The 24182-nt window shown below is 38.3% G+C and carries 26 protein-coding genes; 15 read left to right on the forward strand and 11 right to left on the reverse strand.

Going from position 1 to position 24182, the window contains the following annotated elements; translation table 11 throughout:
* Positions 1 to 602 precede the first annotated feature (602 nt).
* The 4 genes from purM to AA650_RS04815 all read left to right on the forward strand — a co-directional run bounded on the left by purM (position 603) and on the right by AA650_RS04815 (position 5767).
* The gene (gene purM / locus AA650_RS04800; RefSeq protein ID WP_053538179.1) at positions 603 to 1628 is read left to right on the forward strand and encodes a phosphoribosylformylglycinamidine cyclo-ligase; all 1026 of its coding nucleotides are present in this window, start codon (positions 603 to 605) and stop codon (positions 1626 to 1628) included.
* Between the two features lie 241 nt (positions 1629 to 1869).
* Positions 1870 to 2556, forward strand: coding sequence for a PHP domain-containing protein (locus tag AA650_RS04805; RefSeq protein WP_053538180.1), 687 nt, complete (start codon positions 1870 to 1872; stop codon positions 2554 to 2556).
* A gap of 209 nt (positions 2557 to 2765) precedes the next feature.
* A complete protein-coding gene (locus AA650_RS04810) occupies positions 2766 to 4052 on the forward strand; it encodes a dihydroorotase (RefSeq protein ID WP_053538181.1) in 1287 nt (428 codons plus the stop codon).
* Positions 4053 to 4330: 278 nt separating this feature from the next.
* Positions 4331 to 5767, forward strand: coding sequence for an FAD-binding domain-containing protein (locus AA650_RS04815; RefSeq protein WP_053538182.1), 1437 nt, complete (start codon positions 4331 to 4333; stop codon positions 5765 to 5767).
* A 426-nt stretch (positions 5768 to 6193) separates the two neighbouring features.
* Here AA650_RS04815 and fdhD read toward each other — a convergent pair whose 3' ends face one another.
* The 5 genes from fdhD to AA650_RS04840 form a co-directional block, all read right to left on the reverse strand.
* The gene (fdhD, locus tag AA650_RS04820; protein ID WP_053538183.1) at positions 6194 to 7033 is read right to left on the reverse strand and encodes a formate dehydrogenase accessory sulfurtransferase FdhD; all 840 of its coding nucleotides are present in this window, start codon (positions 7031 to 7033) and stop codon (positions 6194 to 6196) included.
* A 20-nt stretch (positions 7034 to 7053) separates the two neighbouring features.
* Positions 7054 to 9723, reverse strand: coding sequence for a formate dehydrogenase subunit alpha (gene fdhF, locus AA650_RS04825; protein WP_053538184.1), 2670 nt, complete (start codon positions 9721 to 9723; stop codon positions 7054 to 7056).
* Positions 9720 to 11372, reverse strand: a complete 1653-nt coding sequence (locus AA650_RS04830) for an NADH-ubiquinone oxidoreductase-F iron-sulfur binding region domain-containing protein (RefSeq protein ID WP_190382682.1) — start codon at positions 11370 to 11372, stop codon at positions 9720 to 9722. The genes fdhF and AA650_RS04830 overlap by 4 nt, the downstream gene beginning before the upstream one ends.
* A 438-nt stretch (positions 11373 to 11810) precedes the next feature.
* Positions 11811 to 12719: an MFS transporter gene (locus AA650_RS04835; protein ID WP_053538186.1), complete on the reverse strand. Its 909-nt coding sequence runs from the start codon at positions 12717 to 12719 to the stop codon at positions 11811 to 11813.
* A gap of 1075 nt (positions 12720 to 13794) precedes the next feature.
* Positions 13795 to 14337 carry a hypothetical protein gene (locus tag AA650_RS04840; protein ID WP_053538187.1) on the reverse strand — a complete coding sequence of 181 codons (543 nt, stop codon included), beginning with the start codon at positions 14335 to 14337 and terminating at the stop codon, positions 13795 to 13797.
* Between the two features lie 446 nt (positions 14338 to 14783).
* On the opposite strand from AA650_RS04840, the gene AA650_RS04845 reads away from it, so the two are divergent.
* The 10 genes from AA650_RS04845 to AA650_RS04885 all read left to right on the forward strand — a co-directional run bounded on the left by AA650_RS04845 (position 14784) and on the right by AA650_RS04885 (position 19310).
* Positions 14784 to 15014, forward strand: a complete 231-nt coding sequence (locus AA650_RS04845; RefSeq protein WP_053538188.1) for a hypothetical protein — start codon at positions 14784 to 14786, stop codon at positions 15012 to 15014.
* A gap of 140 nt (positions 15015 to 15154) precedes the next feature.
* On the forward strand, positions 15155 to 15445 hold the full coding sequence (locus AA650_RS04850; protein WP_053538189.1) for a hypothetical protein: 291 nt from the start codon (positions 15155 to 15157) through the stop codon (positions 15443 to 15445).
* Between the two features lie 137 nt (positions 15446 to 15582).
* Positions 15583 to 15870 carry a DUF3862 domain-containing protein gene (locus AA650_RS04855; protein ID WP_053538190.1) on the forward strand — a complete coding sequence of 96 codons (288 nt, stop codon included), beginning with the start codon at positions 15583 to 15585 and terminating at the stop codon, positions 15868 to 15870.
* A 65-nt stretch (positions 15871 to 15935) separates the two neighbouring features.
* Entirely contained in the window at positions 15936 to 16301 is a 366-nt protein-coding gene (locus AA650_RS04860; protein ID WP_053538191.1) for a hypothetical protein, read from the forward strand.
* A 278-nt stretch (positions 16302 to 16579) separates the two neighbouring features.
* Complete coding sequence (locus tag AA650_RS04865; protein ID WP_199924381.1) at positions 16580 to 16786, forward strand: hypothetical protein; 207 nt, start codon at positions 16580 to 16582, stop codon at positions 16784 to 16786.
* Positions 16787 to 16912: 126 nt separating this feature from the next.
* Positions 16913 to 17737 (forward strand): CFI-box-CTERM domain-containing protein, encoded by an 825-nt coding sequence (locus AA650_RS04870; RefSeq protein ID WP_053538193.1) that lies wholly within the window; start codon positions 16913 to 16915, stop codon positions 17735 to 17737.
* A gap of 57 nt (positions 17738 to 17794) precedes the next feature.
* A complete protein-coding gene (locus AA650_RS04875; protein WP_053538194.1) occupies positions 17795 to 18154 on the forward strand; it encodes a hypothetical protein in 360 nt (119 codons plus the stop codon).
* Between the two features lie 98 nt (positions 18155 to 18252).
* Complete coding sequence (locus AA650_RS04880; RefSeq protein WP_053538195.1) at positions 18253 to 18768, forward strand: hypothetical protein; 516 nt, start codon at positions 18253 to 18255, stop codon at positions 18766 to 18768.
* Positions 18761 to 18841: a zinc ribbon domain-containing protein gene (locus AA650_RS29410; RefSeq protein WP_442853959.1), complete on the forward strand. Its 81-nt coding sequence runs from the start codon at positions 18761 to 18763 to the stop codon at positions 18839 to 18841. The genes AA650_RS04880 and AA650_RS29410 overlap by 8 nt, the downstream gene beginning before the upstream one ends.
* Positions 18842 to 18872: 31 nt before the next feature.
* On the forward strand, positions 18873 to 19310 hold the full coding sequence (locus AA650_RS04885; protein ID WP_053538196.1) for a hypothetical protein: 438 nt from the start codon (positions 18873 to 18875) through the stop codon (positions 19308 to 19310).
* A gap of 10 nt (positions 19311 to 19320) precedes the next feature.
* Here AA650_RS04885 and AA650_RS04890 read toward each other — a convergent pair whose 3' ends face one another.
* Positions 19321 to 19569 carry a hypothetical protein gene (locus AA650_RS04890; protein WP_053538197.1) on the reverse strand — a complete coding sequence of 83 codons (249 nt, stop codon included), beginning with the start codon at positions 19567 to 19569 and terminating at the stop codon, positions 19321 to 19323.
* Positions 19570 to 19614: 45 nt separating this feature from the next.
* Between AA650_RS04890 and AA650_RS04895 the strand changes: the two genes are divergently transcribed.
* The gene (locus tag AA650_RS04895; RefSeq protein ID WP_053537527.1) at positions 19615 to 20634 is read left to right on the forward strand and encodes a transposase; all 1020 of its coding nucleotides are present in this window, start codon (positions 19615 to 19617) and stop codon (positions 20632 to 20634) included.
* Between the two features lie 23 nt (positions 20635 to 20657).
* On the opposite strand, the gene AA650_RS04900 is transcribed toward AA650_RS04895, so the two are convergent.
* The 5 genes from AA650_RS04900 to AA650_RS04920 form a co-directional block, all read right to left on the reverse strand.
* Entirely contained in the window at positions 20658 to 21419 is a 762-nt protein-coding gene (locus AA650_RS04900; RefSeq protein WP_053538198.1) for a hypothetical protein, read from the reverse strand.
* A 1-nt stretch (position 21420) separates the two neighbouring features.
* Positions 21421 to 22707, reverse strand: a complete 1287-nt coding sequence (locus AA650_RS04905; RefSeq protein WP_053538199.1) for a hypothetical protein — start codon at positions 22705 to 22707, stop codon at positions 21421 to 21423.
* Positions 22694 to 23197, reverse strand: coding sequence for a hypothetical protein (locus tag AA650_RS04910; RefSeq protein ID WP_053538200.1), 504 nt, complete (start codon positions 23195 to 23197; stop codon positions 22694 to 22696). Before AA650_RS04910 ends, AA650_RS04905 begins: the two co-directional genes overlap by 14 nt.
* A gap of 76 nt (positions 23198 to 23273) precedes the next feature.
* Complete coding sequence (locus AA650_RS04915) at positions 23274 to 23645, reverse strand: hypothetical protein (protein WP_053538201.1); 372 nt, start codon at positions 23643 to 23645, stop codon at positions 23274 to 23276.
* A 45-nt stretch (positions 23646 to 23690) separates the two neighbouring features.
* Positions 23691 to 24074: a helix-turn-helix domain-containing protein gene (locus AA650_RS04920; protein WP_053538202.1), complete on the reverse strand. Its 384-nt coding sequence runs from the start codon at positions 24072 to 24074 to the stop codon at positions 23691 to 23693.
* Positions 24075 to 24182 lie beyond the last annotated feature (108 nt).

Genomic DNA, 24182 nt, shown 5'->3' on the forward strand with positions numbered 1-24182 from the left:
GAAAATGACGGGTGGAGGGAAGTAGGGGGAGAAGGGGGTAGGGGAGGTAGGGGGGTAGGGGAGGTAGGGGGGGTAGGGGAGGTAGGGGGGTAGGGGAGGTAGGGGGGGTAGGGGAGGTAGGGGGGGTAGGGGAGGTAGGGGGGGTAGGGGAGGTAGGGGGGTAGGGGAGGGAAGAACAGAAGTTTTTTCCGGTCATTACCCGTCAAAATAAATAAATTTGACGAACTACTAGTACAGCACGGCGTAAATAAAACAACCATTCTCAATCACTAAAAAGCTTACGCCATATTATTTTTGACCTTTGACTTTTGACTTTTGACTTCCGCCTTGCGGTGCTAGTTTCATGGAGATTTTTTGACAACAACAATAATGGAGGGCGCAGGCCCTGCGCCCCTACGAGTTTGGCGATAAAAAACTGTACCTCATAACATCAAGAGGTGCTGTATCAGGTTTTAAATTATGTTCAATGCAATGTCTTATCGCTTGATTGCGAATGAATTGGGTCGTACGAATGGCATTTTCCTGATCAGAAGAGGTTTTATCAGCTAAATTGTGTGATAATAATAACCTAAAGTTATGAATTGATAACGGTGTAGTTAGGCATGGATTATCGGGATGCAGGCGTTGATGTGGAAGCAGGTAGAGCTTTTGTAGATCAAATTCGCAATTTGGTTCACAGCACTTTTAGAAAAGAGGTTTTGGGGGGACTGGGTGGCTTTGGTGGTTGCTTTCAACTGCCTACAGGTTACAAAGAACCAGTTTTAGTTTCGGGGACAGATGGTGTGGGGACAAAGCTGAAAATAGCTCAAATTCTCAACCGTCATGATACTGTGGGCATAGATTTGGTGGGGATGTGCGTTAATGATGTGTTGACATCGGGTGCAGAACCGCTGTTTTTTCTAGATTATGTGGCTACAGGTAAGTTAGATAAGGAACAATTAACTCAGGTGGTAGCGGGGATAGCTACTGGTTGTAAATTGGCGGGTTCGGCTTTATTGGGGGGAGAAACGGCGGAAATGCCCGGTTTTTACCAGGTTGGTGAATACGACTTGGCTGGTTTTTGCGTGGGAATTGTGGAAAAAAGCCGAATGTTGGATGGTTCTCAGGTGCAGGTGGGGGACGTAGCTATCGGTTTAGCTAGTTCAGGTGTCCATAGTAATGGTTTGAGTTTGGTCAGAAAAATTGTCAGTGATGGTGGTTTTGCTTGGACTGATACCCCAGATTTATTCAATGGTGCATCTATTGGGGAAACTTTGCTTACACCTACACGCATTTATGTAAAATCTGTTTTAGCTGCGTTGCAATCAGGTTTAGAAGTTCATGGCATGGCTCACATTACTGGCGGTGGTTTACCAGAAAATTTACCAAGATGTTTAAGCAAGGGTCAATCAATTAAGATGATTCCTGATAGTTGGACTGTTCCCCCTGTATTCCATTGGTTAGCTGCGGCTGGTTCTGTAGGTGCTGAGGCTATGTATAATACATTCAATATGGGTATTGGCTTTGTGTTATTAGTTCCACCTCAGCAAGCAGAACAGGTAATTACTCATTTTCAATCTCAGGATATCTCTGCTAATGTAATTGGTGAAGTGATCAATGGAGCAGGTGAATTGATCAGTTTGTGGTGACAATGGCGGTAAACAGATAGAAACTATACGCAAAATTTATATTCTCTTGATGGAAGTAATCAAAAATACTCATCGCCATCAGCGTTAATATTTGCTAACGTAGTCTTAACATATTGCAAAAATGAATTGGTGCCGTTGAGGAAGTATCTGTATTTACTGGTTAGTGGTATTAGTTATATCTCGTTTACAAGTGTGGCGTGTTGGTGTTTTGAGAAGAATGTAATTTTTGTGTAGAGGGGTTATGGTTATAAATTTTGCCCGGACTACTGTTTCTAAGGAACTACTAAAGCAAGTATTCCAACGCATTGATGCACAAAGTTGTCCCCAGTTATTTAATTTTCATATGCACACGGTTCACTCCGATGGCAAACTAAAACCGGGTGATTTGATGGGTCAAGCGATCGCAATTGGTTTAAAAGGGTTAGCTATCACTGATCATCATAGTATTAGTGGCTACCAAGCAGCCCTGGTTTGGTTAGAAGATTGGAAATGGCGTAATCCTGATGCTCATGCTCCATATCTGTGGAGTGGTGCAGAAATTAATGCCAATCTGCTGGATAATGAAGTTCACATTCTGGCTTATGCTTTTGAGTCAGAACATCCCAGTATGCAGCCATATTTACAAAAAATTCCTAGCACAGGTAAGGCTTATCAAGCAGTTAACGTTATTAAAGCTGTTCATGAAGCGGGAGGACTAGCGGTACTTGCTCACCCAGCCCGATATAGGCGATCGCATTTTGACCTCATTCCTGCGGCTGCGGGTGATGGTATTGATGGTGTTGAAACTTTCTACGCTTACAATAACCCCAAACCTTGGAAACCTAGTGTGGTGGAAACTGAGGAAGTTCAACAATTAGCGGAAAAATTTAATTTATTTAGCACCTGTGGTACTGATTCGCATGGCTTGAATTTGCTGCATAGGTTGTAAATCTGTATTTACCTCTTTTAAACTCCTGGTTTAGGGAGTGGGGGAGTAGGGGAGTGGGGGGAGTAGGGGGAGTAGGGGGAGTAGGGGGAGTAGGGGGAGTAGGGGGAGTAGGGGGAGTAGGGGGAGTAGGGGGAGTGAGAAAGAATTTTTCCAATGACCAATGACCAATGACCAATGACCAATGACTAATGACCAATGACTAATGACCAATGACTAAAGAACTATTAAAACAAGTAAGAGTAATTGATCCTGTTCAGAAAACTGATACCGTAGCAGATGTATTAATTATTGATGGTTATATCCAAGCTGTCGCTCCGCAAATTACAGATTTTAGTGCCGATACTTCTATTCGTGATTGTCAAGGTTTAATTCTTGGTGCTGGATTAGTTGATTTATATAGTCATTCAGGCGAACCTGGATTTGAAGAACGAGAAACTTTAAGTTCTTTCTTACAAGCTGCTAAAGCGGGTGGTTTTACTAGAGTGGGTGTTTTACCAGATACATCACCACCCATTGATAAACCTGCTTTAGTAGCACAGTTACAGCAACAGAGAGATAGAGGAAAAGCTTCTCCCCATTTGCATATCTGGGGAGCAATTACCTTAGATCTAGCAGGTAAACAATTAACAGAGGTAGCAGATTTAGCCGCAGCGGGGGTTGTGGGTTTTACTGATGCTAAACCTTGGGAGAATTTGGGGATAGTCAGACGGATTTTGGAGTATCTTCAACCCTTTGGTAAACCTGTGGCTTTTTGGCCTTGCGATCGCCATTTGGCCGCTAATGGTAAAATCAGAGACGGTGCAGAAGCCTTGCGAATAGGTTTATCTCCCATTCCAGTTAGTGCGGAAACAACAGCAATTGCCGCTTTATTAGAATTAGTCGCGGATATTGGTACACCAGTTCATATTATGCGTGTTTCTACTGCTCGTAGTGTAGAATTAATTGCTAAAGCTAAAGCTCAAGGTCTTCCCATTACCGCTAGTACAACCTGGATGCACATTTTATTAGATACAACAGCTATTAGAAGCTATCACACATCCTTACATTTAGATCCGCCCTTGGGAAACCACCAAGATATGTTATGCTTACGGGATGCTGTGCGAACTGGGATCATAGATGCGATCGCTATTGATCACGCACCTTATACTTATGAAGAAAAAGTTCAAGCCTTTGGGGAATCACCACCGGGGGCAATTGGTTTAGAATTAGCATTACCCCTGCTTTGGCAAAATCTCGTCACCACTGGAGAATTTACAGCTTCAGAATTATGGCGCGTTTTGAGTCATCAACCAGCAGCTTGTTTGCAACAAGAAGTTAAAGCCATTCAAGCCGGGGAAATAGCCGAATTAACTTTATTTAATCCGTTGCAAACTTGGCATATAAACAAGGCAAATCTCCAGACACTTGCTTATAATACTCCTTGGTTTGGTCAAGAAGTTACAGGTCGGGTTGTGCAAGTTTGGTGTCATACTATACTAAATACGGGTGAGATTTAAACTTTTGCCAAATGACAAAGAACCCAGATCTGTAGGGGTAAAGCAAGAGCTTCATTGGTGTCAACTTAAGCTCAAATCCCTACCACACCTCGTTCCTAGTCTCTGACTAGGAATGTAGTATAATTTAAATTGAGGCTGCGGAAAGTAAGATTTTAAGAATAATTGACCGCAGATAAACGCGGATAAACGCCGATGAATACGGATGATAATTATTCTGAGCAGTTTCATATAAAATTGGTATAATCTATTTTAGTACATCAGAACTATATTAATACTCAATGTCTGATTTAATTCTGTTTTGGCATCGTCGAGATTTACGCATTTCTGATCATACAGGACTAGCTGCGGCTAGAGAAAAAAGTGCGAAGATTGTAGGTGTATTTTGTCTAGATCCCCAAATTCTCCAAAGTGATGATATTGCCCCCGTTAGGGTAGAATATATGATTGGCTGTTTGCAATCTCTTCAGGAAAGATATCAGCAAGCAGGTAGTCAATTATTAATTTTGCAAAATGATCCTGTGATTGCAATTCCCAAATTAGCAACAGCATTAAAAGCAAAAGCCGTATTTTGGAATTGGGATGTTGAACCCTATTCCCAAACACGAGATTTAGCAGTAATTGAGGCTTTGGAAACTCAAGGAATTGAATTTCTTAACGACAATTGGGATCAGTTATTGCATTCACCAACAGAAATTTTTAGCGGTGCAAAAACTCCCTATACTGTTTATACTCCTTTCTGGAAAAATTGGATTACTAAATCTAAAGCTAAACCAGTTAAAACTTTAGCAAATCTGGAAAATTTAACAGCGGAAGAACAAGAAATTTCTCAACTCACAGGAACTATTAATTTACCTTCTGCCGCAGATTTAGGTTTTATTTGGGATGCAGAATTAATAATTTCTCCCGGAGAATTAGCAGCACAAGAAAAATTAGATAATTTTGCCAAATCTGCTATTAATGAATACCAAGAACAGCGGAATTTCCCCGCAATTGATGGTACATCTCAATTAAGTGCCGCTTTGAAGTTTGGTGTCATTGGTATTAGAACTATTTGGCAAACTACGATAGAAGCACTGGAAAATAGTAACAGTGAAGAAGTAAATGCCAGTATCCAAACATGGCAAAAGGAATTAGCATGGCGGGAATTTTATCAACACGCTATGTACCATTTTCCAGAATTAGCTAAGGGTGCATATAGAGACACTTTTAAAACCTTCCCTTGGCAAAATAACGAAAAGTATTTTCAAGCTTGGTGTGAAGGAAAAACCGGCTATCCTATAGTAGATGCCGCCATGCGTCAATTAAATGAAACTGGCTGGATGCACAACAGATGTAGAATGATTGTTGCCAGTTTTTTGACTAAAGATCTAATTATTAACCCCCAATGGGGAGAAAAATATTTTATGCAGAAACTCATTGATGGTGATTTATCTGCTAATAATGGAGGCTGGCAATGGAGTGCTTCTAGTGGTATGGACCCTCAACCATTACGGATTTTTAACCCTGCGAGTCAAACCCAAAAATTTGATGCCGAAGCAGAATATATTCGTCAGTGGATACCTGAATTGCGTTATGTATCTCCAGAATACTTGGTAACTGGGAAAATTCCCCCGTTAGATTATTATGGAACAAATTATCCCCAGCCCATTGTTGATCATAAACAACAGCAAGCTCTGTTTAAGCAATTATATCAACAACAAAAGACTATTGGATGAAATATTATACCACAGGTGCGGGTTAAGTCAGAGTTTACAAAAGAAGGGAACAGGGAACAGGGAACAGGGAACAGGGAACAGGGAACAGGGAGCAAATAAGAAACAAAAGTTGCACCAGTTTAAAGCTCAGTCAAAAAAAGGATGTTTTTAAAAGATGCGCAGCACGAAAAAAACAGCACTTCGACACCGCTCAGTGACCGTGTCATTATTTCAATCTCATGTTTTTAAACATGAGTTTTTCCTGTTCCCTGTTCCCTCTCTCAACGAGTGAATTTAATTTTGTCCGACTACTTACACTGTTAGGGAACACCAAAAAATAAATTGCCCAATTTTGTGGGATGGGCATCCTGCCCGTCCTTGATGATTAGCGGGCAATTCGTCCCGCACCACAAGAAATTTTTGGGTATTTTTTTAATTGGAAGTCCCTTAGGTAGTAAAAATTCTCTCTATGCCAGAATAAACGTTAAATCGTTCCCCACGCAGAAAACCAATTAAAGTAATACCAAATTCCCGCGCCATAGACACAGCTAAACTACTAGGAGCAGACACAGAACAAACAATAGGTACTCTAGCCGCTATAGACTTCTGTAAAATTTCAAGACTAGAACGTCCGCTAACCATAATAATATGATTATGAAAAGGTAAATCACAACTTAATAAAGCAGTGCCAATTAATTTATCTAGAGCATTGTGTCTGCCTATATCTTCTTGTAAATTTAAAAGTTGTCCTTGCATATCGAAAACCGCCGCAGCGTGCAACCCCCCTGTAGCATTGAAGACACCTTGAGCAGCCCGCAACTGATCAGGTAGACTGTAGAGTAACTTAGGTGTCACCATCATTTCAGCAGCAATCATCGGATAACCCCGCAGCCTCAAAGCCTCAATACTGGCTTTACCGCAGACTCCACAGGCACTATTGGTGTAAAAATGTCGTTCTAAAGGTTGTAAGTCTACAATTAACCCTGGACGTAATTCTACATTAACGATGTTGTAGCGTTGTTCACCATCAATATTTTCATCTACACAATAGCTGATGGTTTGAATATCTTGTTTACAACTAATCACACCTTCATTATAGAGGAAGCCAGCCGCTAAAGCAAAATCTGCCCCTGGGGTACGCATGGTAATAGCTACGGTGCAACGTGAGGAGACTAAGCGAATTTCTAACGGTTCTTCAGTGGTGAGATAGTCTTGTCGTAGTCGCTTTTTACCATTCTCGACTACCCAGACTGGCATTTTGATTTTGCTTTTATTGAAGGTTTTCATAGGACCTCGCGGTAACCAAATTAAGATTTATTTGGCTGAAGGCGAACAGCAACAGCTTTATACTGGGGACACTTAGATTGGGGATCTAAATGAGGACCAGTGATGCGATTGGTGTGGGTTTCTGGGTAGTGGAAAGAGAGAAACAAAGTTCCAGGAGCAATGCGTCGAGACTTCTTGACTTTAACTTGGATACTTCCCCAACGACTTTCGAGATTGACTTGCTCCCCATCAGCAATGTTTTCCTGATCAGCATCTCCAGGATGAATTTCCAGGACATCTTCAGGAACTAACTCTTGGTTCGCCGTGCGACGGGTCATGGTACCAACATTATAATGTTCCAGCAGCCGCCCAGTAATTAAAAGGAACGGATATCCTTTGACCCCATGTTCAGGACTGGGTACGTAGTCAATCGCCACCAATTGCCCTTTACCTCCCATAAAGCGATCAGCGTGTACCGTAACCGTTCCTGGATGGTCAGGAGAGGGACAAGGCCATTGTAAGCCATCCCCTGCCAGACGAGCATAGCTGACACCACCAAAATAGTGGGGTGCAACCTGGGCAATTTCATCCATGATCTCTCCAGGATGTTGGTAATGCCAATTAGCTCCCATTTTCACGGCAACATCACGGATAGCTTCCCAGTCAGGTCGTGCTTTTCCGGGAGATGGTACTGTGGGTCTAACATATTGAATGCGCCGTTCAGCATTGGTAAAAGTTCCCTCCTGTTCTAAAGCGGCGGCGGCGGGTAAGATAAGGTGAGCATAGCGGGCTGTTTCACAGAAGAATAAATCCTGGACTACCATAAAATCTAGGTTAGAGAGTGCTTTCCTGACGTGAGTTTCATTCGGATCGCTTTGAACCATATCTTCCCCCTGACACCAGAGAGCGCGGATTTCGCCCCGTGCAGCAGCATCAATCATTTCCTGGCTGGTCAGTCCCGGTTGTTCTGGTGGTAATCCTCCCCAAAGTCGTTCTAAACGCCGCCGCAGTGCAGGATCATTTAACGGTTGATATCCGGTAATCAAGTTAGGCATACTGCCCATATCTGCATTACCTTGAACGTTATTTTGTCCTCGCAAGGGCAACATTCCCGCACCTTCGCCGCCAATACTACTGGTGAGCATTCCCAGGTTACATAGGGTGATCACAGAAGCAGTCCCTTGGGTTAATTCCGATAAGCCAAGACCATGCACAAATAGGGTTTGACCATAACTACCGATTAACTGGGCAGCTTCCCGGATCAGGTTGGTTTCAACAGTGGTAATACTGGCGATTTCATCGAGAGAAAGATGATTGACAAAGGCGCGAAATTCCTCATAGCCTTCGACACGCTCGTTAAGATAGTCGTGGTTGATCAAGTCTTCTGCAATTAAGACTTTGGCTAAGGCATTCAATAAAGGAACATTTGTCCCAGGGAGAAGTTGTAGGTGTATATCTGCATATTCTGCCAATTCAATGCGACGCGGATCAATGACCACCAGCCGCGCACCCTTTAGCACCGCTTGCTTGATTCTCGACCCAATGACCGGGTGCGCTTCCGTAGGGTTAGCTCCAGCAATGACGATACATTTAGCTTTTTCAATATCGAGATAGGACGCAGTGGCGGCTCCGGCACCAGTTACCATTTGTAGGGCGGTAGCGGTAGAGGAGTGACAGACTCGCGCACAGCAATCAATATTATTTGTGCCGATGATAGTGCGGAACAGTTTTTGGAGGAGATAGGCAGCCTCATTAGTCGAGCGTGAAGAGGTAAAGACCCCTAGTGCATCCTTGCCATATTCTGCCTTAATTCTCAATAATTCACCGGCGATCAATTCAATGGCTTCTTGCCAAGAAATGGGTTGAAATTCCTGACCAACCCGCTTAATGGGTTGAGTCAGGCGTTCAGAAGAGTGATGGTAAGTATGAGCATAGCGTCCCTTCAGGCATAAATGTCCATGGTTGACCACGGCTGTGGGAACGCCAGTAATCTGTACTACTTTTCCTTGGGCTGTACTTACTTCCAGACGACAACCCACCCCACAGTAACCACATACTGTCTGAGTCACTGTTTCGATGTGAGAGGCTGTAAAGCGATTGCGATCGCTAATTGCCCCTGTAGGACATTGATCTACACAAGCACCACAAGCTACACAAGGGCTTTCGGCAAAACTTTTTCCTGCACCAAAAATCAGATGGCTTTCTGAACCCCGACCGGCAACACTATAAACGAACTGCCCCTGGATTTGTTCACAAGCATTTAAACAAAGACGACAGGTGATACAGGTATTAGGATTGAATCTGAGGTAGGGATGACTTTCATCTACCTTGGCAGGGTGAGCGTTGGCAATGGCTGTTAACTGATAATCTTGAAGCAACCGAGTAAACTTAGTTTCTTGTCCATTACCTTGAAAAACAGGTTGCTCATTATCTAGGTAAAGGGAGAGAATATCCCGCCGCAATGCCTCCAGTTTGGGTGTATGAGTTTGAATTTTCATGCCCGCTTGGATAGGGGTGTGACAAGCACCCAAAGGACGGTTTTTCTGGTTACTTTCTACCAAGCACATCCGACATCCCCCTTCCGGGTGCATTCCATCAGCGTAACAGAGAGTAGGAATTTCCATACCCAGTCGTTTTGCTGCTTGGAGAATAGTTTCACCGTCTTTGATGTCAACAATCTGTCCGTTAATCTTTGCCTGTGGTGAATTCATGATCCTCCTACTCCTGACTGAAAAATCCGGTCTCCGAAATGTTCAATCATCTGGCGCATTGGATCTGGCATATATTGTCCAAAGGCACAGAGGCTTCCTTGTTCTATTACCTCAAATAGTCGTTCCAGTTGCGATTGGCATTGTGGTTGATGGATTTGATTGCGTACCAAATGCCAAGCCTTTTGAGAACCTAAACGACAGGGAACACATTTACCGCAGGATTCATCCTTCATAAACTTGAGCCAATGTTCTAACAAGGCGTGATAATCTGTACCCGCTGGCAGTGCCACTATGCCCCCATGTCCTAACTGAATCCCCTGTTCAGCCATTGTTTCATAGCAAATTGGCACATCCCACAGATCAGGAAGTAACAGACTGCCCATTGGACCTCCCAACAATACCGCTTCTAGGGGTTTACCATCAGCACCGCCCCCCGCTTCGGTAATTACTTCTCTCACGGTAGTTCCAAACTCTACTTCCACAATCCCCGGACGGGCAAAACCATGATTTAAACAGATGACTTTGGTTCCAGAACTAAATTTTGTGCCTAAAGCGGCATAAGCCTCAGCACCTTTTTCGAGAATAGGGGCAATATTAACTAGGGTTTCTACATTATTAACTACGGTTGGTTTGCCATAGAGTCCTGCTTCTGTGGGATAAGGAGGACGAATTTGCACTTCGCCTCGTAACCCCTCAATCGCATTCAGCATGGCAGTTTCTTCGCCGCAGACATAGCTACCCATGCCAGGGAAAATGGAGATTTCAAAGGGAAAAAATCCCTGAGAACCAAAAATACCAGCAGCACGGGCTTGGGCGATCGCCTCTCGCATCCGTGCGATCGCTTTGGGGTATTCGGAACGAATAAACACAATGCCTTGATTTGCGCCTACTGCATATCCACACAGCAGTATTCCCTCAACAACCCCATGAGGATCGTTTTCCATGAGTACCCGATCAATGAAAGAGCCTGGATCGCCTTCATCACCGTTAGCAATAACATAACGTGGTTCTCCCTTGGCTTGGGCGCAACTCCGCCATTTCTTGCCTGTGGGGAAACCTGCGCCCCCACGTCCCCGTTCACCAGCGCGTTCTAAGGTGGATAAGATATCTTCTGGACTACTTTGAAGGGCTTGCAAAAATGTCGAGTAAACTCCTGCATTTCTAGCTTTTTCTAACTGGGAATAGTCATCTCCTAAACGGACCGTAACTAGGGGTTCTTGGGCAAGACAGCGCACAGAAAGCTGAGGTTGTTCAACCTTTGATCCTGAACATTTATCTGGTAAATTTCGGGCTTCCTGGTGAAATAATAGCCGATCTTGAGCATCTAACACGGCTGGTGAGCGATCGCAATATCCAAGACAGTAAGCTACTTGACACTTTGAATACTTCTGGAGGTTGTCATATAAATTACCTGAACCAGCCAGCATACAGGATGTTCCTTGACAGACTCGCGTCGAAACCTGATGATCCTGCAAATCAGCGTAATAGGAGATTACACCTCGTACTGTTGCTTCTGGTAATTTTACCTGCTCTGCCAATGCTTTGATGTCCGATGTCTCAAGAGCAGTTTTCTGAGAACGAAGATAGTCGTGGATCTGTAACAGAGGTGATGTCTCGCCGTTGTAAGTTTCCCAGTAGCGTCTCGGCATTTTCATAATCTCAAGTAAATGAACTTTGTTGAGCCATTGTTCTGGCTTTTATAAGGGAAATGCCGAAAACCCTTGAAGATGTAGCTGACTTAGGAAGCTACATCTGTGCTTTAGACAAGGGATGAAGGCTAGAGGCAGGATAAATCCTGCATTGACATTAATTTAAAAATTTGAAATAATTTCAAATTTTAATCCATATTCGTGATATGATTAATTTGTCAGCAAAGACATTAAAAACCTACCGGGGGACTCTCGGAAAGTTACGCTTGTCAGTTCGGCTTCGCTCACCGCAAGCAGAGATGATTCTGCCAGTAATGGCAAACAGGATCAGGGCAAGAACCGTACATCTAAGGTAATACCTGAAAAGCGGATATTATTCGAGCAGTTGTCTTGACAATTATTCGATTAAGAATCCCCGCGTCTTTAGACCGGGGAGTGTCAAGCCCAGAAAAGTCTTCCCAGACCATTAAAAATAGAAGCAATAGCCACCACTAATCCCCCAGCATCATCAATGGCTATAATGAGTTGCTCAGGTGATAAACTACTGTTAGCTAGGGGACGAAAAAGTTCTTTACCAATGGGAGAAAGCTGAGAGATTAAACCAATCCCTGCTGTCACATTTAAGAACAGCATTGTCCATTCCAGCCACCATTGGGTCGTATGAATGGCTTCTTCAAAAGTAAAGGGGTCATCATCAGGAGTGGCATCTGCTTGAGAATTCGATTGAACTGGCAATTTACAATGGGGAGGGTTGTCAAAAAACATAGCTGCACCAACTACCAAAACCAAAAAGATGACACCCCAGATATAGAGGGTAGTAGGTACTCCCCAAGCAGCAATATTAGTTGGTGCTACCCTCCCCATAAAAAAAGCACCAGCACCGAATCCCATAACGGCTAAACCAGTAACTAAACCTCTTTTGTCGGGAAACCAGCGAATAAGAGTGACAATCGGGGTAACGTAACCGAAACCGTTCCCCAAACCTCCCAAAAGTCCATAACCCAGATAGAGAATCAGGATGTTTTCCGTCTGAACTCCGATTCCCCCAACAATCGTTCCTATCCCGAACAGCAGTCCGCCTAGTGTAGCAATTAACCTTGGACCTTTTTTATCTACTAGAATTCCTCCAAAGGCTGCTGCTAGTCCAATCATGCCAATACAGATCATGAAAGTAGCAGAAGTTTGTACTTCATCCCATCCGTGATTGGCAACGAGGTCGTTTTTAAAGACACTCCAGGCATAGACAGTTCCCAAGCATAACTGGATGATGACAGCGGCAATGGTGATCATCCAACGTTTTCTTTCAAAATGTTCTAATAACCTTTGCTCAGATGGATTAATGGTCATCGCTATTACGCTTCCTCTCTGGCAGGACTTTCACTGTAATTGATTATTGCTCGCTGTTTCTACCCCTCGTAATTTGGCTAAGGTATTGTGATATGATGAGGTGTATTTCCCATAAGGTTTCAACCCAGTGTGATGAAAGAGCATTAGGCAACCAGAGAAACTTTTTTTATCGTGCCAAATAGTTTTTTGCTCCGCATCCCAAAGAGGATAGACAAGACTTTAATATCTTTAACGGATTGACAATTTTTATATTATATGATATAGAGGATATCCATTGGTGACAAGTTAAAGCCTTGACACTCTCATTGTCTACCCAACACGGCTTAATTATTTGATTCTCCGGGTAGGGGTAAAGTCAAAGCTCACAGGTGTCAACTTAAGCTCAAATCCCTACCACACCTCGTAACCTCGTTCCTAGTCTCTGACTAGGAATGCAGTTGATGAGGCTCTGCCTCTAAGGGACTTCCAATTAAAAAAATACCCAAAAATTTCTTGTGGTGCGGGACGAAAAGCCCGCTAACCATCAAGGACGGGCAGGAAGGATGCCCATCCCACAAAATCGGGTAATTTATTTTTTGGTGTTCCCTAATATCATTGAAGGCAGAGCCTTCTGGAATTAATTCCCAGTCAGAGACTGGGAATGAGATGACTTGAGTTCTTTGCGGGATAGAGGTTTTAAGTTAAGCTGACACCCTAAGAGTGAGACGTGGGGCTTCTGTCGGGATAGCTAAACCAAGGATAGTCAGGAAATTATACTCAAAACAGTTGGGACATGGACTTTTGTAAAATCACGAAAACCCTTATATATCATATTGTTTTTAATGGCTCAGGTCAGATTTGAACTGACGACCCCAGGCTTATGAGTCCCAGAATAAAGCCAACTATATCAAGAGCTTCAGGTTGTTACATTCTATTTCATAGTCAACTAATAGTCAATACCTTTATTCCAAAGGACTTATACAACCCCCTTGAGGGAATCTTGACACTGTAGAAACCAAAGCTTAGAATTTACACAGGCTATAGTCCCCAAGTCAAATTGAAAGCGGAATGTTAGTAAACTTTGACTTAACTCCACTTAGTTCTCTAAAACCTGAACTCCTTTATTGATTACTAATAGACTTTCTACTTCCCTTTTTATAGCCTCTTCTTCTTTAGGAAAGTTATCACCATATAAGCTTATATAAGTATCTCCTTGATTATTCATAACCCTAATAGCTATGTAACTATGATCTTTTGTATAGACAATAAACCTGCCATCATACCCTACTCTATGTAGAGACTTGGCATTATACAATTCATACTTAACTTGACTACCCTTAGAAAGAAGAATACCAAAAATCCCCTTACCTAAAGCATTGGGGTTGTTTTGTAAGCATCTAAGGTATTTGTAAGTTCCTCTGTCTACTATTAATACTTCTCCTGTATCTAGTAAAACTGCATTAGAGTTAGCAGCTACTTCTATTTGGATATCAAACTCAGAAAACTTCCTAATTATAGTTTCCTTAACAGGTTCCTCTTCTTTAAATTGTAGACAGTCATTTGGTCTAGCACTAGCTGACTGTGTAGCGGCTAGAAGTATAGCTGCTGAGATTAAAAGTGAAGTGACAAGTGATTTCATTTAACTTACCTGGTAGATGTAATCTTATGATACCCACGTTAGTAAGTAAAATCTCACTATAAAAAGTACATAAATCTTAACATTATCCTAAGCAGCCTTGATACCTGAAAACTAAGTAAATAAGTGTTTCTATAATTTTCACAGCATATCATCCTCTTGTTGACAACCTAACTACACCCCTGCTATTGTCTAAAAGGTTGCAATCATTACAAAACCCAAGGGTTGACTGTGATTAAGTTTACTCCCCTTGTACCAGCAGTGTAAAGGTTGACTGTGATTAAGTTCACGCCCATTACATTGTTACCAATAAGACTGATGTGTTGTGGTATCTCAGGAAACTACAGCCACAGATTTACCTGGGTAGATTGCTAAAATCAAGCATTCTCAGGCTCTTATCTCTCTAAGAGTCTTGTCTTATTGTCCTTCACTATGGAGTAAAAATTTCTATGGCTAATGTTACCAGAGAGGCTTTTGATAAGATTGATCTAGGTATGTGGGAGGCAGAGGTTAAGGAAATATTTGGTGATCCAGATGATGATAATCATGAAGATTGGGCAAACTTTATTCCTACAATTTTGATATGGGAAAATCCAGATGGCTCTAAAGTACAAGTAACTTTTTCACATAATAAAGTTACTGAAAAAAAATACATAGAAAAAGAAGAAAATTTAGAATAAATCTGTGCCTATCTGGTATACACTCCGTCCATGTTGAAAAGTGGATATTTTCCTATACCAAAAACTATAGGTTTCAAACTAGACGGGGTTTAGTAACAAATTTATTTGAGGAAATCACCAAAATAAGTCTTAATTAAATTATGGAATTTCTAGTTGCAAAGGTTGTTGGGCGATTACTTCTATTTATTTTAATCCCAATTTGCATAGCTGGTTTTGGATTTGCTGCAATTTTTTTTGGAGAAATATTTATAAGACTACCCAAGCTAGTGAGGTATTTTGGTTACTCTTTTATGGGATTACCAATGATGTATGTGTCTTTACAATTATTATTTGAAAGAGAGTTTGCTGCTGCATTATTAGGGTTCATGATAGAAGGATTAATTCTAGGGGTGTGTTACCGCATGGAAGAATTTGAGGTTAAACAACGCTGATAAAAGAAGTCCTCAATCTTGAAAACTCAGGTACTTCCTGTTCCTCTAAATTGCACAGCATATCATCACCTTGTTGACATCTTCAGTATGCCATTGCTACTCTTTAAAAAGTTGTAAGAATTACATTAAGGATATTTGTGAATAAGATAAGCAAAACAATAAAATTTATACTGTTATCTGTTATTGTTTCTTCATGTTCAATATTAAATAATGTTGCCACAAAGGAAGAATTTGATAAAATTAAGAATGAGATGAGCTACGAGGAAGTTATTGATATTATGGGTGAGAAACCAAGTGATGATAACTCTGAGCATTGGGCAACTTACGTTCCTACTGTTTGGATATGGAAAAATATGAATGGGTCTGAGGTTAGAGTTTCATTTTCTGAAGGTAAAGTTATCAGTAAAAGCCAAAAAGGTTTATAGATAGTTTTACGCATTATTTGTACCATATTTCTTCATTCAGATAAAATACCAATTTAAGGAAAATTATGCAGTCAAATACACCACATAAAGAATACCAAGATATTGATCTTCAGCTAATACTAAGATCAGGGGATTCCTTTCTACCAGCACAAACAATCAAGTGTTCTCTGTTTTGTATTTACTCTAAGCCTTTTTCTCCTTACCCAGGTATTATCCAATGTGAAGCTATGGCTAGAATTGATCAGAGAGATATACTGGCGTTAGAAAAAAATGGTTATGTAATGCTAGAACCTCAAACTCAAAGGCGTGCCAGTTTTATTCATGAAGGGATAACTTGGGATGTTTATGATTACACAATGCACCAAGAAAATAAGAACTCACAGAGTATTAATTTTTTGGATTTCCATTTAAACAAAAACACAAACCCATAATAACAATAAAGTGTGTGGCTTAGATGCACTAGGTGATCAAGCAAGCTATCACAAGTAATACAACTCAATAAGGTAAGAAATTATTTCCCAGATGCAGGTAGCTACCAAGTTAGTGAGCGATCGCATTTGGGAACTTACTAAAAATCTCACTTAAATAGCCCTCCACATTGAAAACTCAGGTACTTTCTGTTGCTCTAAATTGCACAGCATATTATCCCCTTCTTGACAACTTAATTACACCCCTGCTATGGTTTAAAAAGTTGCAATCATTACAAATTATGTTACAAAAAGGTCAACTCTACCGAGTGCAAGATAACTTTATGCTTGATAGCTATTTACTGTACAAAGGTACAATTACACTGAGAAGTAACAATAAACTTATATACATCTTTGAAGAGTATGAAGATGATCTACAAGATTGGGGAGCAGCAGAAATAGATTTTGATGAGGACAGAATGAAACAACTAACCATTACTCCTTATTAAGCAAGTAAATTTTATACTCATAATTTGGTTTAAGTTTGTGCTGTTGACATCTTGCCAGCTAGAATTCTACAAATTAGTGATTAAATTCGCATACTTTTTTACATTAATAAAATTAACTAGGGTGTTATGGAAGAAAAAGCTCCTTTATTAAATTTTACCTGTGATCTTAAAACAGTTGACAAATACTCAATTGCACTAGTGGAGGCTTTCCAAAAAGAATATCGCAAATATCTGAATAAAATAAGTCATGAAGATATAATTAAATTTCAATCTTTTAATTTTTTAAATCAACAATATTTTGACAGAACTGATATTTTTAGTCAGGATGCTATAAATAACTGTACTGCTGTAGAATTTTTTTTACGTTTTGCTAACAATCTCAGTCAAAATTATCATGAGTCTGCATTAAAAGGTTACTCTATTGAGCAGAGATTTACTGAGATGACTCAATATACAACTTCTTTATTATCCCAATCTCAAACAGGTAAATTTAAGGCTGAGAAGTACCTTAGTTCAACAACTTTTGGAATATATGAAAAGAGAGAAGAACGAGAATTAAGATATTATTATTGGATCGCTAGTTTAGAAACAAAACTTCTTGTTGAAGTTATCTTAATAATTAAAAAAGTTAAGGGTGAAGTTGATTCACCTCCCACTCAAGTAAATACACAAAATAGTTATTCACAACCAAACTCCTCCAGTGATTGCTTTGTGGTAACAGCTACTTTTGGTACACCTTATGCTAAAGAAGTTATTAAGTACCGCCACTTCAGAGATAAATATTTATCCCAATATTTATTAGGGCGTATTTTTATAGATTTATATAGTTTTTGGGGACCTAAATTAGCAGCAATAGTCAAGAAAAATCCAAGACTGAAGCTTGCTATGGCAAAAGTATTAGGTGCTGCCTCTCAGATGTTACCTGAAGTTAAAGATTATAAGTTGAAGTAAAAATTCTTACATCATACTTTTGAGTAGCCTTTAATATTGAGAAATAAGGAAGTTATTATGGTAATAATATATATTGTTCTGGTATTTTTAAGCCTAGTTTTGGCTGGAGTAAATATAGAAGTTTTCTTCTTTTTGTCTTACGATTTAGGAAACGTAATCAGAGGTAGGTTAAAGCTTAAAACTTTTATCAAAAGAACTGTTTTAGGTTTGCTTATTTGTCTAGTTTGTAATTTTGTGTCAGTAATTCTAACAGGAGAAATTGGGTTTAGATTTTCTGTTCTTTTCTGGTTAGGTCTTCCAGTTTTTCTTATAGTTGGATTAATATCCAATTTAATTATAGGACAGCAATTTAAGCCAAGTATGCTATATGACATAATAACAGAAGTAATAAGTAGGCAAGAGAGAAACAGACTTTAAATATTGTAAAACTAAGTAGCCCTTAACATTGAAAACTCAGTTACTTCCTGTTCCTCTTCACCCCACAAATCATCACCATATATTAACAACTAAAAATTATGAAATTAAACACTTTATCATTAACATTAGCTATTAGCATATCCACCTTATTTAATCTTACTTCCAAAGTAGAAGCTCAATTAGCTCCTCTTAGTATGGTTGCTGATTACAAAAGTGAAGAAAATATATCTTTTAATATATATATCCCTTCTAAATATCTCTCAGATAAGCCTTATGAGGGCATTCTCTCATGGTTAGATGTAGCATTTGCACAATCCTATGGAATTGCTTTTGACCATTGTAATGCTGCATTAGGTGGTTATACAAGGGCTGATAATTATAAATTTGTCTTTAGATTTTATTCTGAATACAATAAACAAAGTGTACTTGAAAGAAGTCACTCCCTCTCATGTGGTAAAGCCAGAGAATTAGCTGCTACTTATGGTTTAGTTGCAAAAAGAAGACTGCACTATGGAAGTAATTATAATCCTTATGTATCTACACTGAAGTTAGATACTAAACCTAAAATTATTAAATTTAAAAATTTGATTCAGTCAACTTTTAAAGATAAATAATTATCCTTACTGTGCAGAAGTTGTAAAGAAAGAAGCTAAAGTTTGTAAGCATTGTGGTAATCAATTGAATTAATGAATTTTCTCATTTATATCAGGATAAAAATATGAAACCCATTAAACTTTTTGTTGTTTCTCTATCAGTATTATCATTTTTATTTACCACCAATAACGCTCTTGCTCAACAGAGAAATGTAAAAAGCTCCTGCCGTCTTCACACAACTGCTGGTATTATAGGTAAAGGTAGATGCACCATCAAGACTTATATGGAAGGTGATTATATTATGGTTGTAGTTTACAAATCTTGGGATAAAAGACCTGATAGGTTAAGATTAACTAATAACCCAAAATGCACTCGATGGATACCGTTTCCTTCTGAAGAAAACATTGTTACCTGTCTTGTAGAAATGAAACTTGAAGAAGAACCTGATTGGGGTGTAGGATTTGCAGGAGAGTATGAAACCAATGGTAAAAAAGAATTTGTTTATGGTGTTGGAGGTAGTGGTTATGCTTTCTATTATAATGGACCTCTTCCTAGACCTTGATTTCAAATTTTTACTCAATCAGACTAATCATCTTAGCTAACTCTAGATACTCCTTAGCCATTTCCTCTACATTTTCTTTAGTAATGTTTCCATCCTCTACTATAGCCACATCTACAAGCCCAACTGAGGTTTGTACTCTAATAGCCATATCAAAGTAAAGAGTGTCATCTATTCCTAACTTATAGCTTCTAGCAACAAAGTATATACCCTTCTTACCAGAAGTGTTGAATGTTAGGAAAAGATTAAAAAAAAGTACCATAATTTGATACAATCTAAAAAAATCTAGATAAAGAATTATCAAATTATGCGCTTAAAGAATTTCCCAGAAGTGGTCAAAACAATATTGAAACCATTGCCCAAAAAAGATTATCCAGTTCTGGACACATTTTCATTTGTATCAGTGTGGTTACAGTATGTCATGGATAAAAGTATAGTGAGTATGAGAGATTTATTTCAAAGACTAAATAATCAAGGGATAGATTTAAAAATATCAAATTTTTCCAAGGCAAGTAAAAAGAGAGATACTCAAGTATTTTTGGAGATAATAACTGAATTAAACAATCAACTGAGAAAGAAAAAAGGAAAGGAAGAAACCCAAGCATTATTTCCTATAGATTCAACAATTATTACATTAACAAGTAAATTATTATGGAGTCAAGGATATCATCAAGTAAAACTATTTTGTGGGTTAGATAGTTTGACATCAGAAGTTGGTGGAATGGTGATTCATTTTGGGCAAGGACATGACCATAAATATGGACAAGAAACAGTAGAAGCAATTCCGTCAAAAGGAGTAGGGATAATGGATAGAGGATTTGCATCCTCCGAAAGAATATCTGAATTAAAACAACAAAAAAATAAAGCTTTTGTCTTAAGAATTAAAAATAATGTCACTTTAGAAATGCTAGAAAATGGTAATTGTAAAGTTGGCAAAGATGAAAGAGAAGTGGAAATTAGAGTAGTAGCATTTTGTGATATAGAAACTAAGAGTGAATTTCGTTTAGCAACAAACTTATTAAATGAAGGAGAAGAGCAAGTTAGTAATCAAGAGATTATGGAAATTTACATACAAAGATGGCAAATTGAATTGTTATGGAAATTCTTAAAAATGCACCTCAAGTTAGACAGACTTATGACAAAGAATGAGAATGGAATTAGAATTCAGATAATGTGCTGTTTAATCGCTTATTTGATATTGCAACTAATAGAAATACCGCAAGAATTTGGCAAAACTTTATTAGATAAACTCCGTTATCTTCAGTCCTATATGTGTCAGGAAATAAGTTATGTTCATTGGTTTAGAAAACTTATTTGGATAAGATGAAAAATAGCACTTATAGGCTAAGTTTATTTCAATATGTAAAGTTTTATTACGCTATTCAACATTTCTGGAATAGTAGTATCATCATTAACAAATTCCCCTGCTACAGTAGAGATATTGCCATATTTATCTAATTCTACAAAAGCTTCATAACGTGCAATATAAGTATCATCAATAAAAGTCCATATAACTTTTTTCTGAGAAATAGCTAAAGGATTAGAAGTATCTTCCACAATCTGTCTAACTTTAACCCAGTCAAGTTTACCCTTAGTCTCCGACCAATTAACAACTTGAAAAGGTGAATAATGAATTACATAAGGTCTAATACCCAAAAACTCCTCTTGAGATTTATTTTGAATATCAATATTCAAGTAAGGCTTATCTACATGAAGATACAACTTTTTAAATTTTAAAAGCTCCCTAAAAATCAGAGCTATTAAATTCTTTTCTGACCTACCAGCTAAATTAGTATCCTCCCTAAAAGCACTCCAAAAAGCAGAATTAGTCTCCTCTTCTATGCCATTAATAGTCAAAGTAGCATTACTTAATTTAGAAGCCTGCTCATTGATAGCAATGCTTAAAATATTTAAGTAAGTAAATTTATTAATTCTAGCCTCATATACCGCTAATTCTTCCCCTGGTCTTGGAAGTAAAAACTGTTTAATAGCAGCCTTTAATTTGTAACCCCCACTAACAAGTAAATCAATTTCCTGCAAAGCAGGAAGCATTCTTGTATAATCAGAATGTTGAGATTCTAAAATAGTTAACTTTATTTTATTTGGATACATATTATGATTTTAATTTTAATGTTTTATTCTGTATAGATACATACAATAAAGCAATTACATATCTAGCCGCATCAATTAAGTGGTCTGATTGACAATCAGCAGGTTTATTCAATAGATTTCCATCTTTATCAGATGCCCTGTGATAATCTTGAAACTGAGATTTAACTTCAGTTAAAGAACTATTAATAAATAAATTATTTTGATAAAAGAGGTTATTAATTATCTCAATAGAACTCATCACACCTAATTGACTTCTACTCACTTGAACTGCCCTCTTCAGCCCAGAAATATCTTGTTTATTTCCTAATATTCTTGCTGACTTAATAGCAGCAGGTCTATCATCTGGTAGATAGGTTTTATAAATTTTATACTTTGTACAAGCAGCAGCTAACTTATCTAAAAATTCATCTTGAGTTATAGGTTGTTGCGACTGATTAAACCAACTATCTACAATGTAAAACTTTGAGTAATCTTTAGATAATCCTACCACTATAAAAGCCGGATTAGTATCACCCCAATCACAACCAATATAAAAACTAAGGTCAGAAGGAATATTACTAATAAAGTGACTATCATTTAATTGGTCAAATAATTGCCCATCAAAATCTTCCCAGCTTGCTTGAAATTCTTGTCTGTATGATTTTGGAGGCATCTGAGACTTAGCAATTCTTAATTGAGACTTAGGAAAGTGAGGATTATCTTTAGTATAAAAATTAAAATAAGCCCATTCTTTTAAATCTTTAATCTTTTGATAAAACTTATATAAAGGATGACTTCTACCTTTTGGAGTAGCACATAATAGAGCTTTAGAACCTGGAGTATCTGATAACGCAGGAAATATAGTATTATCCCAAATACCAACTTTTATATCCTGGAACTCATCAACAGCAGCAAAGTAAATCTTTAATCCTCTTAATCCATCTCCATCATCTTCATTTGTTCCTCTTAAAATAACATCAGGCTTATTACCTTTAAAAGATATTCTTAGTTCTGAATTATTAATACTCTGTACAAAAGGTGCATTCTTTAACATACCTTTTAAAGCCTTCCAATGTACCTGTCTAGCTTGCTTTAGAGTAGGCATGGCAATTACTACAGTAGGAGGAAAGTTAGGGTCATAAGGTTGATTAAAACTTAATGCAGCCACTAATGCTTCAGTTCTTAATTCATGAGACTTACCAAACCGCCTACCACAAACTAATAACTTATAAGGTTTATCACATAAAAATATCTTCTTTTGATTTACATGGAGATTAATATTAAATGTACTATTTTTAGAGGTCTTCATCAGTCTCTAACTCCTGATAATCAGGGTGATTAGGAGGTACTGAGTCACCTATAATGACAGGACAATTAATAGTTTCATTAGTTTCCTTTCCTACCTCATTTCTGATTTCTTTAAGAGCATTTAAAGCTAGTGTAAAATCTTTTTTATTAATGGTAATTGCAGTACCTTTAGCAGTTTGTACTTCATGGGGAGAGCCTTCAATTGATTTATGAACTAACTCCTCAAGAATCACTAATCTATTGATTTTATCTGTTAAATTAATTAACCCTACTCTCTTAGCAAGTGCATAAGTTAAATCCTCAGAAGATTTGGTTTCTGCTATTAAAGGTCTAATTCTCCTCAATAAAGTTTTTAATTGTTTGTGAGAGAGTGGTGTATTAAACTTACTCTCAAATAAAGACTGCATCTGTTCATAACTTAAATGTGGCTGAATTGTAGCCAACAACAAGATGAAGTCCTTTTGTATTTCATTTAATCTAGGATTCTTCATATTTTCAACAAAAAAGGTGCTGAATTAGCACCTGAAGTTTATAAAAGTTTCTATACAAGTAAACATTTGTCCAAAGTTATAGAATCTGCAATATCTCAAAAGATAAATATTCCATAGCCTCAATGAAAGCAATCTCAACAAAACTCTCAAAAGAGGAACTACAACCTTCATTTAGATAGATATTTGTCAGAATAATTCTGGACTTTTCAGACTTGTTGTAGTGGTAATCTATAGCAGCCCTCTCCCTGTTAGTCAAACCCCAAATACATTTAGTAAGTTCATCAGCACAAATCTGACCAAATAATGAGTTATCAGGATGTAGTTCTGTTAAATCTTTGTAAAGGTTGGACATATATAAATCAATATCATCCAGTAAACCTTGAAAGAAGAGTCTCATAACTTCATCCAAATCATAAAAATCAATATAGGAAGTAGCTAAAGTAGTCATTTATTTATAATCCAAAAAATAATAATTAGTAAATATATTTAGAAATTAAGCCTTGAGGATAACTTCAAACAATTGCTTCCAATCTTTACTACGGTGAGAACATTCTTTAAAGGTTAATCTATCTAAGTATCTATCAGAATAGAGTGGGGTTTTAATATTAGCAGTCTCAGATTCCAAAATAGTAGAAAGATTATTACTCAACCACCTTTTAATATCATGCTTATCCTTAGTAGAAATATCAGGGTTATGGATATATTCTTTGATTACTTGTATCGCCCCATAACTATTTCTCAAATTGGTGTAGTCTAAACCAAAAGCCTTTTTAAACTGATAAGATAAAGTAGATTTAGGTATATTAAATCTTTTAGATAAATTTCTCAGAGAGTATCCTTGTAAATAGAGTTGGAAGGCTTTATTAAGTGTGTCCATGCTTAATCTTTCCCTATTCCTATTATATAATAAATATACACAAATGTTAATAGTATTTAGTAGGTAAATATGATATTAAGCTAATAAAAATCCTCCTCTAAGTAGGAG

The organism is Anabaena sp. WA102, assembly GCF_001277295.1.
Taxonomy (GTDB): domain Bacteria; phylum Cyanobacteriota; class Cyanobacteriia; order Cyanobacteriales; family Nostocaceae; genus Dolichospermum; species Dolichospermum heterosporum.

Coding starts and splice junctions, on each gene's coding strand:
- purM (WP_053538179.1), top strand. CDS start 603: ATGGATTATCGGGATGCAGGCGTTGATGTGGAAGCAGGTAGAGCTTTT.
- AA650_RS04805 (WP_053538180.1), top strand. CDS start 1,870: ATGGTTATAAATTTTGCCCGGACTACTGTTTCTAAGGAACTACTAAAG.
- AA650_RS04810 (WP_053538181.1), top strand. CDS start 2,766: ATGACTAAAGAACTATTAAAACAAGTAAGAGTAATTGATCCTGTTCAG.
- AA650_RS04815 (WP_053538182.1), top strand. CDS start 4,331: ATGTCTGATTTAATTCTGTTTTGGCATCGTCGAGATTTACGCATTTCT.
- fdhD (WP_053538183.1), bottom strand. CDS start 7,033: ATGAAAACCTTCAATAAAAGCAAAATCAAAATGCCAGTCTGGGTAGTC.
- fdhF (WP_053538184.1), bottom strand. CDS start 9,723: ATGAATTCACCACAGGCAAAGATTAACGGACAGATTGTTGACATCAAA.
- AA650_RS04830 (WP_190382682.1), bottom strand. CDS start 11,372: ATGCCGAGACGCTACTGGGAAACTTACAACGGCGAGACATCACCTCTG.
- AA650_RS04835 (WP_053538186.1), bottom strand. CDS start 12,719: ATGACCATTAATCCATCTGAGCAAAGGTTATTAGAACATTTTGAAAGA.
- AA650_RS04840 (WP_053538187.1), bottom strand. CDS start 14,337: ATGAAATCACTTGTCACTTCACTTTTAATCTCAGCAGCTATACTTCTA.
- AA650_RS04845 (WP_053538188.1), top strand. CDS start 14,784: ATGGCTAATGTTACCAGAGAGGCTTTTGATAAGATTGATCTAGGTATG.
- AA650_RS04850 (WP_053538189.1), top strand. CDS start 15,155: ATGGAATTTCTAGTTGCAAAGGTTGTTGGGCGATTACTTCTATTTATT.
- AA650_RS04860 (WP_053538191.1), top strand. CDS start 15,936: ATGCAGTCAAATACACCACATAAAGAATACCAAGATATTGATCTTCAG.
- AA650_RS04865 (WP_199924381.1), top strand. CDS start 16,580: ATGTTACAAAAAGGTCAACTCTACCGAGTGCAAGATAACTTTATGCTT.
- AA650_RS04870 (WP_053538193.1), top strand. CDS start 16,913: ATGGAAGAAAAAGCTCCTTTATTAAATTTTACCTGTGATCTTAAAACA.
- AA650_RS04875 (WP_053538194.1), top strand. CDS start 17,795: ATGGTAATAATATATATTGTTCTGGTATTTTTAAGCCTAGTTTTGGCT.
- AA650_RS04880 (WP_053538195.1), top strand. CDS start 18,253: ATGAAATTAAACACTTTATCATTAACATTAGCTATTAGCATATCCACC.
- AA650_RS04885 (WP_053538196.1), top strand. CDS start 18,873: ATGAAACCCATTAAACTTTTTGTTGTTTCTCTATCAGTATTATCATTT.
- AA650_RS04890 (WP_053538197.1), bottom strand. CDS start 19,569: ATGGTACTTTTTTTTAATCTTTTCCTAACATTCAACACTTCTGGTAAG.
- AA650_RS04895 (WP_053537527.1), top strand. CDS start 19,615: ATGCGCTTAAAGAATTTCCCAGAAGTGGTCAAAACAATATTGAAACCA.
- AA650_RS04900 (WP_053538198.1), bottom strand. CDS start 21,419: ATGTATCCAAATAAAATAAAGTTAACTATTTTAGAATCTCAACATTCT.
- AA650_RS04905 (WP_053538199.1), bottom strand. CDS start 22,707: ATGAAGACCTCTAAAAATAGTACATTTAATATTAATCTCCATGTAAAT.
- AA650_RS04910 (WP_053538200.1), bottom strand. CDS start 23,197: ATGAAGAATCCTAGATTAAATGAAATACAAAAGGACTTCATCTTGTTG.
- AA650_RS04915 (WP_053538201.1), bottom strand. CDS start 23,645: ATGACTACTTTAGCTACTTCCTATATTGATTTTTATGATTTGGATGAA.
- AA650_RS04920 (WP_053538202.1), bottom strand. CDS start 24,074: ATGGACACACTTAATAAAGCCTTCCAACTCTATTTACAAGGATACTCT.